We start from the raw sequence: 17847 nt of genomic DNA, 5'->3' as shown, positions 1-17847 counted from the left end.
ACGAAAAGGCATTGCAATGACTGATACGACTCGGGATATCCCCAACAACGTGCGCAACGTCCTGGTCATCATGACCGACCAGCACCGCACCGACACGATCGGGTGCCTGGGCAACCCCCACGCACGCACCCCCGTCATCGACGCGATGGGCGAATCGGGCTTCGCCTTCACACACTGCTTCACCCCCACGGCTATCTGCACGCCGGCGCGAGCTTCCCTCATGACGGGCAAGCGCCCGGGCAAGCACCAGGTACTGGCCAACCCCGAATGGAACATCGCCTACCAGGTCTCGATCCCCGAGGGCACGTGGACCTACACGCAGGAGCTGCGCGACGCCGGATACAACGTCGGCATCGTCGGCAAATATCACTGCGGCTACAACCTGCCCGACAAGTTCGGCGCGGACGACGATACCTACTGGGGAGCCGAAAACCCGGTAGCCAACGAGAAGTACGTCGCCTGGCTCGAGGCCAACAACCTCCCGCCCGTGCGCGCGCACGACCTGTGGCGCGGCAAGCTGCCCGGCGGGCGCGACGGCCACATCATCGCCGCGCGCCTCGACCAGCCCGAGGAAGCCACCTTCGAGCGCTTCCTGGCGGACCGCGCGATCGAAAAGCTGCGCGAGTACGCGGCCGACTGGAAGGACTCGGGCCAGCCTTTCTGCCTCGACGTGCACTTTTTCGGACCCCACCTTCCCTACTTCCTGCCGGACGAGTGGTTCGATCTGATCGACCCGGCTGACGTTGAGCTGCCGGAAAACTTCGGCGATTCCCTCATCGGTAAGCCCCCGATCCAGCAGAACTACGCAACCTACTGGTCCACCTCCTCGTTTACGAACGAGCAGTGGAAGAAGCTCATCGCGGTCTACTGGGGATACACGGCCATGATCGACTTCGAGATCGGGCGCATCATGGACGTGGCGCGGGAGCTGGGGATCCTGGACGACACGGCGGTCTTCTTCTGCGCGGACCACGGTGAGTTCACGGGTTCACACCGCCTCAACGACAAGGGGCCGATGATGTACGACGACATCTACAACGTCCCTTTCATCGCTCACATCCCCGGTGTCTCGACCGTGGGTCGCTCCGACGCGTTCGTCTCCCTCATCGACCTGCCGGCCACGGTGCTCGACATCGCGGGTCTGGATACCTCGCTCGTGGAGGATGGCCGCTCGATCGTGGACCTGACGCGCGGGGGCGAGGTCGAAGGGTGGCGTGAGGACATCGTGTGCGAGTTCCACGGCCACCACTTCCCCCTCCAGCAGCGCATGCTGCGCACGCGGGACTTCAAGCTCGTCATCAACCCCGAGTCGATCAACGAGCTCTACGACCTGCGCCTGGATCCGGCCGAGATGAACAACGTGTACACCGTGCCCGTCTACGACGAGATTCGCAGGGAGCTGGCCACGAACCTCTACCTGCAGCTGCGCGAGCGCGGAGACCACTCCTTCGCCAAGTGGATGGCGGCGATGACGGACTTCGATATCCCGCTGGTCAACACCGCGCGCTCCGACCTGGATGAGGTGACGAGCGACTAACCCCGGCCTCGGCGGCGGGAGGACACGCGTGATCCCGTCGCCGAGGCGAACGCGCTCCCTGCACACCACACACAGTGACGCGTACCATAGAAAGTATCAACGAGGCCGGAGCGCCCCAAGCAGATACCAACGATGAAGCGCCGGGAAGGAGGGACATGCACTACCCCACGCGCCACGCCATGCCTACGCTGGAGGACCGCATCGTCGCCTTCCTTGCCCACTCCCCGGCGACGCGCTCACAGCTGTGCGAGGCCCTGGGCACCTCGCGCACGAACCTGGGCCGCGCCCTGGCCACTCTCCTCGACGAAGGCTTCGTGCTCCCCGTGCGTTCCAACGCTTCCGGCCGCGGGCGCCCCACCCAGCTCCTGACCCTCAATGCGTCCGCCGCTCACTCGGTGGGCTTGCTCGTCACGCGTACCTCCTGCGCCGGGGTCATGCTCAGCCGCTCCGGCACGGTCCTGGCTGCCGCCCACATCGTCTCCCCGACTTCCCCCTCCCTGGTGGGCTGCCTGGAACAGACCTGCGAGGCCCTGGCCGCGAGCGCCGCGTCGCAGGGGATTGATGTGTCGGGGGTGCGTGCGGTGGGTGTGGGGGTGCCGATTCCGATGGGTCGTCACGCGAGGGTGGCTTCGGATGCGTATCCGAGTGTGGAGGAGCTTGCCGAGCTGACGCGTCGGTGGTGGGATCCTCTCCCGGTGGTGGACAACACGGTGCGGATGGCGGCGCTGGCGGAGGGGCTGTGGGGTGCGGGCTCGGGTATGTCGTCGTTCATTTACTTGCGCCTGTCCGGTGGCGTGGGCGGGTGCGTCGTGTCGGATTTTCGCCTGGTGGGTGGGGCGACGGGTTTGGCTGGGGAGCTGGGGCATATCACGGTGGCGGGAAACGACGCGCTGTGTGGGTGCGGTAAACGGGGGTGTGTGGAGACGCTGGCGTCGGTGCCTGCCTTGTGCGAGCGCGCGGGGGTGCGGGATGTGACGGCGCTGCGCGCGGCGGTGCACGCCGAGGATGAGCGTGCGCTGGCGGCGTTGGAGGGTGCCGCGCGGGCGATCGGCTATGTGTTGGGGTCGGCGGCGTTGCTCATTAATCCGAAAGCAATCATTCTGGCGGGCGAGATTGTCGACGCCTTCCCGTCCCTGCGTGAGAGCATTGCCGCTCATATGGGGGCGGAGCTTTTGCCCGTCATGGAGTGGGATATTGACGTGGTCACGGCGTCGCTTGGTCCGCTCGGGGCCGCCCAGGGCTGCGCCTACATCGCGGCGCATCCTCCCGCTGAGGAGGAACCCGACCGCGAGCGCGCGTCTCACCGGGGAGGGGCCACGGCCTCGCCGTGGGTGGAGGTGTGCGGCGAGGGCGGGTGTCCATGAGTGCCCGTCTTCCCTTTTCGGTGGTGACGAAGCCGACGGGGGCTGCCTGCAACCTGGATTGTCAGTATTGTTTTTTCCTGTCCAAGGAGCTGCTGTACGACGCTGCCGCGCAGACCATGTCCGAGCAGACTTTGGAGCGTTACGTTGAGGCGTTTCTGGAGTCGAGTCCCGACGGCGAGGTCACGATGCTGTGGCAGGGCGGGGAGCCGACTCTGCGCGGCCTGGCCTTTTTTGAGCGCCTCATGGATCTGTGCGCGCGCTACCGTCGCCCCACGCAGTCGGTGCGTCACGCTTTGCAGACGAATGGGACGCTGGTGACCGATGAGTGGGCGCGCTTCTTTGCCGACCATGGCTTCCTCGTGGGTGTGTCCATCGATGGGCCCGCTCCCCTGCACGACGCTTACCGGATCAACCGCGGCGGGCGCGGTACCCACGCGATGGTTGTGCGCGGCTGGGAGGCCCTCGCCCGCGCGGGCGTGGAGGCGAACGTCCTGTGTACGGTCAACGCGGCCAACGAGGAACGCGGCGCGCAGGTGTACCGGTATTTTCGCGATGAGCTCGGGGCCCGCTACCTGCAGTTCATTCCGATCGTGGAGCGGGTGCGCGCCGCGGACCTGGCACAGGCCGAGCGCGGTTGGCGCTCCGGGACCTCCGCGCTGTTGTACCGCCAGGACGGGGACTGCGTGACCAGCCGATCCACCTCCCCCGCCTCCTACGGGCGCTTCCTGTGCGAGGTGTTCGACCAGTGGCTGACCACCGACGTCGGTGAGGTCTTCATCCAGGACGTGGATTCGACCCTGTCGGCCATGTTTGGCTCGGCCACGGTGTGCGTGCACGCGCCGACGTGCGGTGCGAACATGGCGATGGAGTTCAACGGGGACGTGTACGCCTGCGATCACTGGGTGGAGCCGGACTGGTTGGTCGGGTCGATTAGCTCCGCGTCGTTCGCTCAGCTGGCCTCTTCCGACAAGATGCGTGACTTCGCGCGCCTGAAACCCGACCTGGACGAGGAGTGCCACGCGTGCCCGCACCTGCGGCTGTGCTGGGGCGGGTGCCCGAAAGACCGTTTCGTTCGCTGGGGCGAGGCAACGCATAACTACCTGTGCGAGGGATACCGGGCGTTTTACGAGCACGCCACCCCTGCCCTGCGCGCGATGGGCATGCTGATCGCGGCGGGCAGGCCGGCCTCGGACATCATGGACCCCGCGGTCTCTACCTCACTCGGACTATCTGAGGCCACATCTCTTCGGAATGACTCATGATCATTGAAGCGCTTGTTATCGGCCTGCTCGTCGGCATCGTTGTCGGCTCGCTCGGCGCGGGAGGCGGTATCTTGTCGGTGCCGATCCTCGTCTATATCCTGGGGCAGGATCCGCATCAGGCGACGGGGCTGTCCCTCATCATCGTGGGGTTGACGGCCGCCGTCTCGCTGGCGACGCGTGCTCGCAGCGGGAACGTCGCGTGGCGCGAGGGCGCTCTCTTCGCCCTGGTGGGCCTTGTGGGCACGTGGGCGGGTTCGGCTCTCGGCCCACTCGTCTCGGCGCGCGCCCTCATGCTCTCCTTCTGCGCTCTCCTGGGAGCGGTCGCGGTCTTCATGGCGCGCTCCCAGCTGCACCCATCCGCTTCGTCTTCTTCGGACGAGGCCGGGGACACCAGCGGCGACAAGGGCTCCTGGACGCTCGCGACCGTATGCCAGGTCGTCGCGCTGGCGACGCTGACGGGTTTCCTCACGGGATTCTTCGGCGTCGGCGGAGGCTTCGCGATCGTGCCCGCGCTGCACTTAGCTCTGCGCTACCCGATGAAGCGGGCATCTGCGACATCCCTGCTGGTCATGGTCATCACCGCAGCCTTCGGGCTGGCGTCGCGCACGATCGCGGGGACCCTGACGATCACCGCCGAGGCCGGGGTCATGGTCGCGCTGTTCACCGCGGCATCCATGGGAGGCGGCATCGTGGGGGCCAGGCTCACGAAGAGGGTGTCAAATCGCGTGCTGGGTTTTGTGTTTGCTGCGCTTCTGGTGTGCGTAGCCGCCTCGACGCTGGTGGCGACACTCGCGTAAAGGGCGCGCGAGACATCGTTCGTCTCGCGCGCCCTCATCGCTCAGCTGGCGGTCGAACCCTCATTCTGGGTTGAGGTGTCAGCACTGCCCTGGCTTCCAGACTTGCTGCCGGGGCCTCGGCCACCCTCCGGAGGAGGTCCCGGTCGAGTGCTGCCAGCATCTCCCTGCTGCGAGCCCGGACCCTTCTGCTGACCATAACCCGGGCCTTGCTGACCGTTACCGGGACCCTGCTGCTGGCCGTTACCGGACCCCTGCTGCTGACCGCCGGGGCCGAAATCACCGTCCTCGTCACCGTCACCCTGGTCGCTGACACCGTCTTCGTAGCCCTGCTTGTAGAAGTCCTGACCATCGCCCACAACGGCCGCATGCGTGATGATGCCCGCGCCGAAGCCGACGGAGAGGATTGCCGCGGCGGCTCCTGCAATGGCCGCGCGCTTGCCCCACGAGGATTTCTTCGATGCAGTCTCCCCTGTCGCGGCGCTAGCAACCACGGCCTCGTCGCCCGCCGGCTCGGCGGCAGAAGCCTCCGCGACAGACTCCAGGGGCGTGCCGGCGAACGCGCCAGCCCCCTCCTGCTGGGCGACGGGAGGCATCTGCGCCGTCTCCGCCTGGGCTACGTACGTGGGCAGTACGTCGGTCCGATCCGCCGCATGTCCACCCGACTGGGGCAGGATCGAGGTGCGTTCGGTGTCACTCGCCAGGTTCTTGTTGTCGTCCGCCATGAGGGACGCTCCTTTCTGCTGATTTATGCATCATTGCTTCGCAGAGTAGGGGCGACAATTAAGCGAATGTTATGGCGAAACTGTGAAAACACTATGAAAAAACGAGTGTCGCGTATCACTTTTTGGAGCTTGCTTTATTTGTCAGCTCACAACTATCCTGCAACGTTCGCCACCCGACGATCACACTCACGAGGTGACACATGTCCATCAAATCCATTCCCACCATCCTCATCGCCACCGCCACGAGCGCCCTCCTCCTCACCGCCTGCGGGGCATCCTCGACTCCATCCAGCTCTTCTGCCTCCACCACAGGCACGCAGGGTACGGCGTCGGCCGCAGCCGACCCGTCGACCGCTCCCCTTCGCGGCATCGTCATCGCATCCACGGAATACAACTCCGACAACACGACCGACACGATCACGGCATACGACCCCGCTACGGGCGAGGTGACGGCGACGCGCACGTTCACCGTCCCGAGCGAGTACACGACATATACGGGTGGGGCTTGCGAGCGCGAGCACTGCTATTCCCCCGACTTCGAGCGCGTCCTCGCGATCGACACTTCTGGGGGCAACGAACGCGTTGCGGTCGCGTCCTCCGACGGCTCCTTCACGCTGCTCAATGATCTGATCCCCGTACCGCAAGGGTCACGCTCGTACTCCAACGCGTACGCCAAGTTCGGGCCCGACGGTTCCATCTACGTCGCGCACGAAGACAAGCCTGACGACGGGGACTTCGTTGGGACCCTCTACCGCTTTGCCTCCGAGACTGAGGCACCCGAGGCCGTTCCCACCACGTTCACGGTCTCGAACACGCAGGACTTCCAGATTCTGCCCGATTCCACTCCCATCGCGATCGGCCACTACACTTGGGAGGCCAACAACAATGGCATCGGATGCTACGGGGCACTCGCCGTCACCCCGGATGGGACGTGCCTGACCGTGGACAAGGACGCCGTGTACTCCAAGAAGGGAAAGCCTCTCTCACAGACGACGGAGTCCGACAAGTCCCTGCGCATCGAGGAGTGGACGAAGGTGAACCTGCCGAACCTCGACGGCACCCACGAGATCGTCAAGACCCTGCGACTGAGCCCCGACGGCACACGCATGGCGATCCTGGCCCCCTTCAAGAAGCTCGAAGACGACCTTAGCTACCAGCTCTACTCCGCGCCCGTGGGCGGAGGCGAGGCCACACAGCTGACAAAGGTCACGGGCATCGCCGGCGGCAAGCACGTCATCCTCGCCTGGAGCGAGTGACACAGACCCGAGGCCGGGACCGCGACGCGCACCCCATCGCGCGAGCGGCCCCGGCCTCGCTCCATGCATACGACCGGCGCGGCGACGCTACTCTCCGGTGGTATTCCGAGCCACGAGGGTGTTCGTCGCCTGTGCCACCGGGCGCACGATCATCGAGTCGATGTTGACGTGGGAGGGGCGCTCCAGCGTCCACACGATAGCCTCGGCAACGTCCTCGGCGACGAGGGGCTGCGCAACACCCTCGTAGACGCGGTCGGCGGCCTCCTGAGAGCCGAGCCGGTTGAGCGAAAACTCCTCAGTGCGCACCATGCCGGGCGCGATCTCGATGACGCGCACGGGCTCGCCCACCAGCTCCTGACGCAGCGTGTTGGCGATGATGCGCTCGGCGTGCTTGGCGGCGACATACCCCCCGCCTCCCGGGTAGGTGTCGTGGGCGGCGGTCGAGGTCAGGAAGACGAGGTCTCCCCCGCGCTCGCGCATCCCCGGCAAGAACGCACGCGAGCAGTGCAGGGCGGTGAGCACGTTGCGGTCAAACATCGCGCTCCACCTTGCGGGGTCACCCTCCGCGACACGGTCGACGCCGATAGCACCTCCGGCGTTGTTGACCAGCGCATCCACGGGGCCACCCTCCAGGATGTGGGCAGCCATCTCCTTCACCTGGGCCTCATCGGTCAGGTCCGCCGCCCAGTACTCGCAGCCAATCTGCTCGGCGAGGGCCTCCAGACGCTCGCGACGCCGGGCCACGGCGACGACCTTCCACCCCCGTTCGGCGAGGAGTCGGGCAGTTGCCTGCCCAATTCCGGTAGAGGCTCCAGTAACAACGACGCGACGAGAAATGCTCATAGGGCAACAGTAATATCCCCGGGAACGCACCGTCGTGCGCGCCCGGGGATACGTCGCTGGCGTCTCAGCCGTTGGGCAGGCCGTAGGCCTTGTGGATCAGCCAGATCGGGTGCACGACGTTCGCACCCGTCGCCGTGCGCAGCTGCCAGCGACACGTCTCCGTGTCACAAGCAGCCAGCTCGGCGTTGACCTGCTTGATGAAGTCGAAGACGGGAGCGCCCACGGCCTGAGCGATCGCGTACTTCTCCTTCTTCATGCCGTACGTGCCCGCGATGCCACAGCAAGGCTGCTCGGAGTCCTTCACGGTCACACCGGGGATCAGGCTCATGAGCTCGATGGCCGGCTTACCCAGCCCCTGAGACTTCACCTGGCAGGGCGCGTGGTACGGGATGGTGACGTCGATGCGCTGGAAGTTCGTGTCCAGCTCACCCTTGTCATACAGGTGCAGCAAGAACTCGCTGATGTCCCACATGCGGCTACCCACATCCGTCAGCTCGGGCGTGTCCATCTCGAGGATCTCGTGCGCCTCGTGGCGCAGCATGCCCGCGCACGAACCGGACGCGGAAATGATCGGGGCATCGCGGTTCACGCTGCGCAGGTCGTTGGTCAGCTTCGAGACGTACTTGCGCGCATCCTTGTACAGGCCGTTGGACTGCAGCGCCAGGCCGCAGCAGCCGTGCTTGGGAACCAGGACCTCGTAACCCAGGTGCTCGAGGACCATCACGGAGTGGATGGAGGTCTCGACCTCGAAGTACTGGCCGGCGCAGCCGTGGAAGAAGATCACCTGGCCGCGCGTGCCCGAGCCGGGCAGCGGCTTGTGCTTCTTGAACCAGGACTCGAAGGTACGCCCGTAGGCGCGCGGCATGGGCGCCGAGCGGTGCACACCGATGATAGCCTCCATCGCCATGCGGATCGGCTTGACGTCGAGCGCCCAGTTCGCGATGGGGGCGACCGGGGTCATCATGGTGCCGATCAGGGAGGTACGGCCGATGAGGCGGTCGCGCATGGGGATGCCATGCGCTTCCTTCATGGCGGTGCGGCGGTGGTGAATGATCTCGGTGACCTTCACACCCTGGGGGCACACGAGCGAGCAGGTGCCACACGAGGAGCAGTAGTCGATGGACTTATCGACCATCTGCCCGTCCTTGCGGAAGCGCTCGGCCTGCGGACCGGAGTACTTCGGGCCGCCGAACAGGTCGGTGACGCGCATGACCGGGCACTGGGTCTCGCAGATCGTGCACTTCACGCACGAGTCGAGGCTGGCACGCAGCGCGGCGTCACCACTCAGGGCGAAGACGTCCTCTTCTTCCACGCCCGGTCCCATCAGCGTTGACATTTCGAGGGTCATTTCAGTTCCTCCACGATCGAGTCGACGGCGGCCAGAGCGCTGGCCAGCGCGATTCCTTCGCCGCTCTTTTCGCGCCAGCGAGTGGCGCCGGCCAGGTTGCCTCCGGCCGCGTACAGGTTCGGGCACACGGGCGTGCCTTCCTCGTCCAGGACGCGCATGTTGTCGTCGACGGCGAGGCCGGACAGGAAGAGGGGCTGGTCCTCACCCCAGAAGTCGGCGTGCAGGAGCTGTCCGGAGGCGCCCATGACGGGCAGCCCGCAGATGGTTTCGCGCACGGTGCCGTAGGAGTCCATGTCCAGGGCGCCGGATTCGAAGCCGCCGGCGGCGAGGATCAAGGATCGGGTTTCCACGACCGTGGAGCGTCCCGCACTGGCGTATTCGACTGCGCTGACTCGTCCGTCTGCCGTGTGCACGGCCTTGATCGGGGATCCGAGGACGACGCGGCACTTGGAGGAGGCGATGCGGGTCAGCAGGGCGTTCAGGCGCATGCCGGGCACCGACGGGGGCTGGATCGGGATCTCGAAGACGGGGTGGCCGAGCTTGTCGGCCAGGTCGCGCCAGGCGTTCGCGTCCTCCAGGCCCAGGACGGCGGGCAGGCCGACGATCTCGCCCTCTTCGAGGAGGGGGCGGATCTGGGCAGCCAGGCGAGCACGGTTCTCCTCGTGGTCGAGGCTGCGGGCGTGCACGGTGCCCACCGAGTCGACCTCTCCGTCGCGCACGACGTAGTCGACGCTCAGGGCGCGCGCGGCGATCGGCTTGCCGTCGGGTCCGGCCTGGCGGCAGAGGTTCTCAGCGACGAGGCTGGGGTAGAAGTCCTTCAGACGCTTGAGTCCCACGATGGCGTAGCGGGCGCCCGCCTGGGGGATGCCGGCCTGCATGGAGGGCGGGATCAGGCAGGTGGGGCGCAGCGCGCCAACGCCGGTGGGGATGCGCACGTTGCGGGTCTCGTCGCCGACGAGGACATCGGAGCCGACGAGGTCACGCAGCCACGCGACGGATGCGCCGACAAAGTCGGGGGTGACGTGGCTGTAGGGGTGGGTGGGACGGGAGGCCACGTGGCCTTCCAGTGCCTCCAGGGGCACCTCGACCGGTTCGGGGCGGTAGCCGAGGATGTCGACCGCGCCTGTGCCGAGCTGGATGCCGCCCACGCCCTTGGTGATCAGGGTGACGCTCAGGCCGGCATCGGCGGCCTTGATCGCGGCGGACAGGCCGGCCAGGCCGGCGCCAATAACAACGACGTCTCTCATCGAACAACCTCCTCGCTGGGTGCGGGCAGGTGCTCGACGTCGAGCGTGCCCTCGTGGATCCATGCGTCGAGCACGGCCTGGCGGGCCTGCTTGCCGTACAGGATGGGCCACAGGCCGATCCAGCGGTTCTTCAGGAAGAGACGCAGCAGGCCGTTGGCGCGCTCGGAGTCGATGTCGCCACGCTCGTGGGCGATGCCCGCGGCACGCTGGGAGCAGAAGCCGCCCTGGCACGGTCCCATGCCCAGGCGCATCTGGCGACGCACGTCGTCGAGCTGTCCCTTGGGCAAGGTGTCCATAACGTTTTCGAGCATGGCTCGGGTGGCCATCTCGCACTCGCAGATGATCTGCTCGTGTGTGGGGCCGTCGTTGCGGGACTCGACGTTGTCGAGGCGGTGGCCGATTGTGTAGAGGCGCTGCTCCTTGGCGGGCGGGACGGCCTCGTCAGCGGTCTTGCACGGACGGGTCTCCCCCATCTCGGTGCACATGATGTCGACAATGCGCTCGGCCATGAGGCGGTAGGTGGTGAGCTTGCCACCCGCGATGGTGAGCATGCCGTAGACGCCGTCTCGCGTGTTGTGGTCGATGATGCTCATGCCACGCGCCATGTGGCGGGTGTCGGTCGCAGACACGCGCGAGTCCTTGATGAGGGGGCGCGCGCCCGCCCACGCGTGAACGGCGCGGGCCTTGCGGAAGCCGGGGATCATGGCCTCGCCGGAGTCGAGCATCTGCTGGACCTGGTCGGCGGGGATGGGCAGGTTGTCGGCGTCGTCGGACTTGAGGTCGGTCGTGCCGATGATGCACACGGTGTGGTCGGGCACGAGGATGTCACCATCGGCCGGCCACACGCAGCGGTTGATGACCGAGTGGGTCAGGCGGTGGTTCATCGCGATCATGATGCCTGCACCGGCGACGACGTCGACGCCGTGGCAGTTCGCCATGCCCGCGATCTTTCCGGCCCAGGGGCCGCCACAGTTCAGGACGAAGGCACATTCGATGCGGATGTCCTCGCCGCCGCGCTCATCGTGGACGATGACGGCGGACACGCGGTCGCCCTCTCGCTCGATGTTGGTCACGCGATGGTAGGTCAGGATCTGTGCGCCGTATGCCTGCGCGGAGCGGATCGCACCCCAGGTCATCTGCCAGCCGTCGACGGTTCCGTCCTCGACGGCGAACGCGCGCTTGATGCGCGGGTCCAGTCGGGGTTCGCGTCGCAGAGCCTCGGCGATGGAGATTTCCTCTGCCGGCACCTTTGCGGCGGCAGCACGTGCCAGGAACTGGTCCGCGTATTCTTCATCGTCGTGAGCGGTCACCACGAAGAGGCCGCCGGTGGCCTCGATCGCGTTGGAGTTGATGCGCTTCGTGATTTCGTTTTCTTCCGCGCATTCGGTGGCCGACTCGGGGTCGGAGGCCACATAGCGTGCGCCGGAGTGGAGCAGGCCATGGAAGCGACCGGACGTACCTTGAGCGATATCTGCCCGGTCGACGAGAACGGCTGAGAAGCCGCGCATCACGACGTCGCGGACGACGCCTGCACCGGTGGATCCGCCACCGATGACGCACACGTCAGTGCGAAGTGTCTTCACCGTGTTATTTCCCTTCACGTCTTCATGAGGATGGGCCTCATTGCACTTACAATTTTGCCCCCTCACCCCCCGTTTGCACGAATTCGCAGACCCCCATGCACAAATGTGCACGCGCATCGCGGTCCAAAGTGGCATTCGCACTTCGAGCCCCAAATTGCACGGAAAACGCGGAATTACAGCCCATGACCGTCACGTAAATCAGTGTTCGCGTCCCCGAAATCTCTAGGTCACGCGCACGGGGCAGGAAACACCCTAGAGTTAGGGCATGACGAACACACTGCTCGCACGCGTCCTCGAAACGGCAAACATGGATCCCGCCGTGCGCCCCCAAGACGATTTTTACCGCCACGTGAACGGCACATGGCTGGCCACCCACGAGATTCCCGCCGACCGCCCGATGGACGGCGCATTCCACGCCCTGCGCGACGCATCCGAAAAATATGCCCGCGCAATTGCCCAGGATGCGGCCGGCGGCACGCTCGACGACCCGGACGCTGCACGCATCGCCACGCTGTGGACTCAATTCCTCGACGAGGACGCGATCGACGCCGCGGGAACCGCACCCCTGCGCGCGGACCTCGACGTCATCGAGGGCGCCACCAGCCGCGAGGAGCTCGCCGAGGTCATGGGCTCCCTCATGCGCGAGGGCGTCGGAGGCCTCGTGGGCGCCTACGTGGGCACCGACCCGCACGATTCCTCCTCCTACATGGTCTCCCTCGTCCAGTCCGGAATCGGCCTGCCCGACGAGGCCTACTACCGCGAGGAGGACTACGAGCCGATCCGCCAGGCCTACGTCGCCCACACCGCACGACTGCTCGCCCTGGCGGGTATGCCCGACCCCGAGGGCGGCGCACAGCGCATCATGGACCTGGAGACGGCCCTGGCCTCCCACCACCGTGATTCGGTGTCCAACCGCGACCCGCTCCTGTCCGATAACCCGACCCTGTGGGCCACACTGTCCGACCTGGCGCCCGGTTTCGACTGGGACGCCTGGGCGCGCGGAACCCGCATGCCCGTGGCCGGCCTCGTCGTGAACGTCGACCAGCCCGACTACCTGCGCGGCGCGGCCTCCCTGTGGGCATCCACCGACCTGTCGACCCTCAAGGAGTGGCTCGCCGCCTCCGCCATCGACTCGCGTGCCTCGCTGCTGACCTCCGACTTCGTCGAGGAGAACTTCGACTTCCACGGCCGCACCCTGGCCGGCACGCAGGAGCTGCGTCCCCGCTGGAAGCGCGCCCTGTCCCTCATCGAGTCTTACCTGGGAGAGGCCATGGGCCGCGCCTGGGTCGCCCGTCACTTCCCGCCCAACGCGAAGGACGCGATGGATGCGCTGGTGCGCCGCCTGCTCGACGCCTACGGCGAGTCGATCCGAAGCCTCGACTGGATGAGCGAGGAGACCAAGGAGAAGGCTCTGGCCAAGCTGGCCACCTTCAACCCCAAGATCGGCTACCCCGTCAAGTGGCGCGACTACTCGAGCCTGAACCTGGACCCGGACGCCTCGCTCGTGGACAACGTGCGCGCCGCCAGCGCCCACGCGACCGACCGCGAGTGGGCCAAGCTCGGCCAGCCCGTGGACCGCGACGAGTGGTACATGACGCCCCAGACGGTCAACGCCTACTACAACCCGACCCAGAACGAGATCGTCTTCCCCGCCGCGATCCTCCAGCCCCCTTTCTTTGACGCGCAGGCTGACGACGCCGTCAACTTCGGGGCGATCGGCGCGGTCATCGGTCACGAGATCGGACACGGCTTCGATGACCAGGGCTCGCGCTACGACGGCGAGGGAAACCTGTCGAATTGGTGGACCGACGAGGACCGCGCCGCCTTCGAGGAGCGCACCCACGCGCTCATCGGGCAGTACGACGAGCTCACGCCCGCGGTCCTGCGCGAGGCCTCCAGCGACGAGGCCGTGGCTGGCGACGGCGAGGACCGCTCCCTCCCCCACGTCAACGGCGCGCTGACCATCGGTGAGAACATCGGCGATCTGGGCGGCATGACAATCGCATGGAAGGCGTGGGTGGCCGCCCTGGCCGAGCAGGGGCTGACCCCGGCAACGGCCCCCGTCATCGACGAGCTCACGGGCCCCCAGCGCTTCTTCTTCTCCTGGGCCCGCGCCTGGCGCACCGCCACGCGCCCGCAGTTCGCCCGTCAGATGCTCGCCGTCGACCCGCACTCCCCTGCCGAGTTCCGGTGCAACCAGGTGCTGCGCAACCTGGATGCGTTTGCGCAGGCATTTGACGTCAAGGCCGGGGACGGCATGTGGCTGGAGCCCGCCCAGCGCGTCACCATCTGGTGAAAGCGTGTCCGCGCCGACACATTTCGGCGTGCCACGAGCAATCACCTGCAACACATGACAACATAGGAATGTTTGGCGCGAAAGCGCTCCCATTCCATCGACGGAAAGGCACCCCATGCCAGGCCTGAACCTCACTCGCGAGGAAGCGACCGAGCGCGCCTCGGTCATCTCCTCCGTGACGCGCTACGAGATCTCGCTGGACCTCACGCGTGGAGACACCGATTTCGGTTCCTTCACCCGCATCGAGTTCGACGCGCGCGAAGGCGCCTCCACGTTCGCCGACCTCGTGTCCAACAACGTCCACTCGATCACGCTCAACGGCGCCGCTCTCGACCCGTTCTCGGCTCACCAGGACAACCGCATTGCGCTGGAGAATCTGGCCGAGCACAACGTCCTCGAAGTCGACGCGTCCTGCCAGTACATGCATACGGGTGAGGGCCTGCACCGCTTCGTCGATCCCGCGGATGGCCAGGCCTACACCTACTCCCAGTTCGAGGTCCCGGACGCCCGACGCGTGTACACGACCTTCGAGCAGCCCGACCTGAAGTCGGTTTTCACGCTCACTGTCAAGGCCCCCAAGGGCTGGAAGGTGTTCTCCAACGCCCCCACCCCCTCCCCCGAGGAAGAGGGTGACGCGTGGATCTACCGCTTCGCGACTACGGAGAAGATGTCAACGTACATCACCGCGATCGTCGCGGGCCCCTACGAGGGCACCACGGCCTCGCTCACCTCCTCCGACGGTCGAACGATTGACCTGGGCGTGTACGCGCGCGCCTCGATCATCGAGCACCTGGACGCCGACGAGATCATCGAGATTACCCGCCAGGGCTTCGAGTTCTTCGAGGGCGCCTACGGCATCGCCTACCCCTTCACCAAGTACGACCAGATCTTCGTGCCCGAGTACAACGCCGGCGCCATGGAGAACGCGGGCTGCGTGACCTTCCGCGACGCCTACGTGTTCCGTACCCGTCCCACCGAGGCTCAGATGGAGGCTCGCGCCAACACGATCCTGCACGAGCTGGCCCACATGTGGTTCGGCGACCTGGTCACCATGAAGTGGTGGAACGACCTGTGGCTCAACGAGTCCTTCGCTGAGTTCATGAGCCACCTGGCTCTGGCCGAGGCCACCAAGTACACCGAGGGCTGGACGGGCTTCATGGTCCGTAAGGACTGGGGCCTCAAGCAGGATCAGCTGCCCACGACCCACCCGATCACCGCCGAGATCCGCGACCTGGCCGACGTCGAGGTCAACTTCGACGGCATCACCTACGCCAAGGGCGCCTCCGTGCTGCGCCAGCTCGTCTCCTACGTGGGGCGCGACGCGTTCTTCGCGGGCCTGCACGAGTACCTGACGAAGCACTCCTACGCCAACGCCACGCTGGAGGACCTGCTCTCCGAGCTGGCCGCCGCGTCGGGCCGCGACCTGGCCTCGTGGTCGAAGGTGTGGCTCGAGGAAGCCGGCGTGACCCTGCTGCGTCCGGTCGTCTCCGTCTCGGCTGAGGGCACAATCGAGCGCCTTGAGGTGACCCAGGAGGCCTTCTCGGAGGGCGCGTCGCTGCGTCCGCACCGCATGGGTGTGGCCGGCTACTCCCTGTCCGAGGAAGGCACGCTCACCCAGGTCTTCCGCGAGGAGCTCGACGTTGACGGCGCCTCCACCGTGATCGAGGCCGCGTCGGGTATCGCTCGCCCCGACTTCATCCTCGTCAACGACGGCGACCTGGGCTACGCCAAGGTGCGCCTCGACGGGCAGTCCCTGTCCTTCGCGATCGCCAACATCACCAAGTTCACGGATTCGCTCACGCGCGGCGTCGTCATGGCCTCGGCGTGGGACATGACCCGCGACGGCGAGATGCCGGCTCGCGACTACCTGAACCTGGCGCTGACCTCGATCCCCGTCGAAGACAACATGAGCCTGCTCATGCTGACCCTGCGCCACATCGACGAGGCCGTGCGCACCTTCGTCGCTCCCCAGTTCCGCGCTGAGGCCGCCGAGGACACGGGCCGTCGCCTGCTGCTCCTGGCCCGCACCGCCGCTTCCGGCTCCGACGCACAGCGCATGCTCGTGGCCGCCGCGGCCCGCAACGCGACCAGCGCCGAGCAGTTCGAGGCCATCCGCGGCCTCTACGACGGCACCCAGACCCTTGACGGCCTGGACTTGGACGTCGACCTGAAGTGGGACCTGCTGATCTCCCTGGTGCGCGGCGACGCCGCCACCGAGGAAGACATCGCGGCAATGGAGGCCAGCGACGACACGATGACCGGCCACCAGAACGCGGCCGCCTGCCGCGCTGCGCGCTCCGGCGAGTGGATCAAGGCCGACGTGTGGGACAAGGTCCTGTCCGACACCTCGATCCCCAACGACACCCGTTGGGCGATGATCTCGGGCTTCTGGGCGCAGGCGCGCACCACGCCCTCGGCCTACGTGTCCTACGTCCACGAGTACTTCGACGCCCTGGCGGGCATCTGGGAGCGTTTCACCTTCCACACCGCCGAGGACCTGACCACGCTGCTGTTCCCAACCTCGCTGGCCGGTTACGCCCCCGATGTTGACGTCGTGGCCGCGGGACACGCCTGGATCGAGGCTCACGCCGAGGCCTCGGCGGGCACGCTGCGCATCATCCGCGAGCTCATCGACGTGTGTGAGCGCCAGATCGCCAACCAGGCGGTGGACGCGGGCTGAGAGCAGCCGACACGGCATGGGGGCGTGGCCGATTGGCCACGCCCCCTCGTCTGTCCACTGCCTGTAGCGGAGCTGCTATGCGACCCGCGCTATCGCGTGCGGATCAGTTCCACTCGCCCCACCGGGCGCCGCTGGTGTCGAACGCAACGGACCCCGGCCTCCTTGAGGTCGGGGTCCGTTATGCGTGTGTGATGGACTCAGTGCGCCGCTGGCACAGGCACCGCCACTGAGCCAGAGATTCAGAGCTGGCCAGCCCAGGCACCGGAATCGTGGAAGAGGTGACGCTTGCCGTCGATGGTCTGGATGCCCGTGACCATCGCACCGTTGTCATCCATGTAGAACCAGGAGCCGTTGATCTCTGCCCAGCCGGTGACCATCGCACCGTTCTCGTCCATGTAGTACCAGGTGCCGTTGATCTCTGCCCAGCCGGTGGCCATCGCACCGGACTCGTTCAAGTAGTACCAGTCACCTCCAAGCTTGACCCAGCCGGTGGCCATGGCACCCGAGTGGTGCAGGTAGTACCAGGTGCCATCAACATTGATCCAGCCGGTCTGCATGATGCCCTTCTCGGGCGAGAGGAAGTACCAGGAGCCGTTCCAGTGGGCCCAACCGAAGATCTGCTGGCCATTGAGGGTGAAGTACTCCCAGCCGGCCTCCTCCTGGTGCCAGCCGGTCACCATGTAGCCGTCGGAGTCGAATCGGTAGATCTGATCGTCGATCTCGACCTGCTCATCCTTGGCAAAGTCACCGTTGCCCAGGTCGAACCACCAGCCCTTATCGTTGTGCTTCCAGGAAGCAACGGGGCCTTCCTCGCCGTCCTCATCGTCAGCTGCCGGGCCTTCCTCGCCGTCCTCATCGTCAGCTGCCGGGTCTTCCGTGGCGGGCTTCTCGTCCGTGGCGGGATCCTCGGCA

13 protein-coding genes are annotated in these 17847 nt (G+C 66.4%); 7 read left to right on the top strand and 6 right to left on the bottom strand.

What is annotated here, in order from left to right; translation table 11 throughout:
* Positions 1-16 precede the first annotated feature (16 nt).
* The 4 genes from O3669_RS07655 to O3669_RS07640 all read left to right on the top strand — a co-directional run bounded on the left by O3669_RS07655 (position 17) and on the right by O3669_RS07640 (position 4960).
* Positions 17-1537, top strand: coding sequence for a sulfatase-like hydrolase/transferase (locus tag O3669_RS07655; protein WP_371524260.1), 1521 nt, complete (start codon positions 17-19; stop codon positions 1535-1537).
* A 155-nt stretch (positions 1538-1692) separates the two neighbouring features.
* Complete coding sequence (locus O3669_RS07650; protein WP_371524258.1) at positions 1693-2901, top strand: ROK family transcriptional regulator; 1209 nt, start codon at positions 1693-1695, stop codon at positions 2899-2901.
* Complete coding sequence (locus O3669_RS07645) at positions 2898-4163, top strand: anaerobic sulfatase maturase (RefSeq protein ID WP_371524257.1); 1266 nt, start codon at positions 2898-2900, stop codon at positions 4161-4163. Before O3669_RS07650 ends, O3669_RS07645 begins: the two co-directional genes overlap by 4 nt.
* Positions 4160-4960: a sulfite exporter TauE/SafE family protein gene (locus O3669_RS07640; RefSeq protein ID WP_371524256.1), complete on the top strand. Its 801-nt coding sequence runs from the start codon at positions 4160-4162 to the stop codon at positions 4958-4960. The genes O3669_RS07645 and O3669_RS07640 overlap by 4 nt, the downstream gene beginning before the upstream one ends.
* Before the next feature lie 41 nt (positions 4961-5001).
* Here O3669_RS07640 and O3669_RS07635 read toward each other — a convergent pair whose 3' ends face one another.
* On the bottom strand, positions 5002-5682 hold the full coding sequence (locus O3669_RS07635; RefSeq protein WP_371524255.1) for a hypothetical protein: 681 nt from the start codon (positions 5680-5682) through the stop codon (positions 5002-5004).
* Positions 5683-5882: 200 nt separating this feature from the next.
* Here O3669_RS07635 and O3669_RS07630 point away from each other — a divergent pair, with 200 nt between their 5' ends.
* A complete protein-coding gene (locus tag O3669_RS07630; protein ID WP_371524254.1) occupies positions 5883-6938 on the top strand; it encodes a hypothetical protein in 1056 nt (351 codons plus the stop codon).
* Positions 6939-7025: 87 nt separating this feature from the next.
* Here O3669_RS07630 and O3669_RS07625 read toward each other — a convergent pair whose 3' ends face one another.
* The 4 genes from O3669_RS07625 to glpA all read right to left on the bottom strand — a co-directional run bounded on the left by O3669_RS07625 (position 7026) and on the right by glpA (position 11959).
* On the bottom strand, positions 7026-7781 hold the full coding sequence (locus O3669_RS07625; RefSeq protein ID WP_371524253.1) for an SDR family NAD(P)-dependent oxidoreductase: 756 nt from the start codon (positions 7779-7781) through the stop codon (positions 7026-7028).
* Between the two features lie 64 nt (positions 7782-7845).
* Positions 7846-9129, bottom strand: coding sequence for an anaerobic glycerol-3-phosphate dehydrogenase subunit C (locus O3669_RS07620; protein ID WP_315284104.1), 1284 nt, complete (start codon positions 9127-9129; stop codon positions 7846-7848).
* Complete coding sequence (gene glpB / locus O3669_RS07615) at positions 9126-10376, bottom strand: glycerol-3-phosphate dehydrogenase subunit GlpB (protein ID WP_371524252.1); 1251 nt, start codon at positions 10374-10376, stop codon at positions 9126-9128. Before glpB ends, O3669_RS07620 begins: the two co-directional genes overlap by 4 nt.
* Complete coding sequence (glpA, locus tag O3669_RS07610; RefSeq protein WP_371524251.1) at positions 10373-11959, bottom strand: anaerobic glycerol-3-phosphate dehydrogenase subunit GlpA; 1587 nt, start codon at positions 11957-11959, stop codon at positions 10373-10375. The genes glpB and glpA overlap by 4 nt, the downstream gene beginning before the upstream one ends.
* A gap of 265 nt (positions 11960-12224) precedes the next feature.
* Here glpA and O3669_RS07605 point away from each other — a divergent pair, with 265 nt between their 5' ends.
* On the top strand, positions 12225-14255 hold the full coding sequence (locus tag O3669_RS07605; RefSeq protein ID WP_371524250.1) for a M13 family metallopeptidase: 2031 nt from the start codon (positions 12225-12227) through the stop codon (positions 14253-14255).
* 115 nt (positions 14256-14370) lie between these two features.
* On the top strand, positions 14371-16935 hold the full coding sequence (gene pepN / locus O3669_RS07600) for an aminopeptidase N (protein ID WP_371524248.1): 2565 nt from the start codon (positions 14371-14373) through the stop codon (positions 16933-16935).
* 239 nt (positions 16936-17174) lie between these two features.
* Here the strand turns inward: pepN and O3669_RS07595 are convergent.
* A partial coding sequence (locus O3669_RS07595) for an N-acetylmuramoyl-L-alanine amidase family protein (protein WP_371524247.1) occupies positions 17175-17847 on the bottom strand: 673 nt, incomplete at its 5' end.

It is taken from the genome of Pauljensenia sp. 20925_1_34, from assembly GCF_041432775.1.
Classification (GTDB): domain Bacteria; phylum Actinomycetota; class Actinomycetes; order Actinomycetales; family Actinomycetaceae; genus Pauljensenia.
Note: the sequence above shows the minus strand (reverse complement) of the source record. Positions and strands in the feature narration are given on the sequence as shown.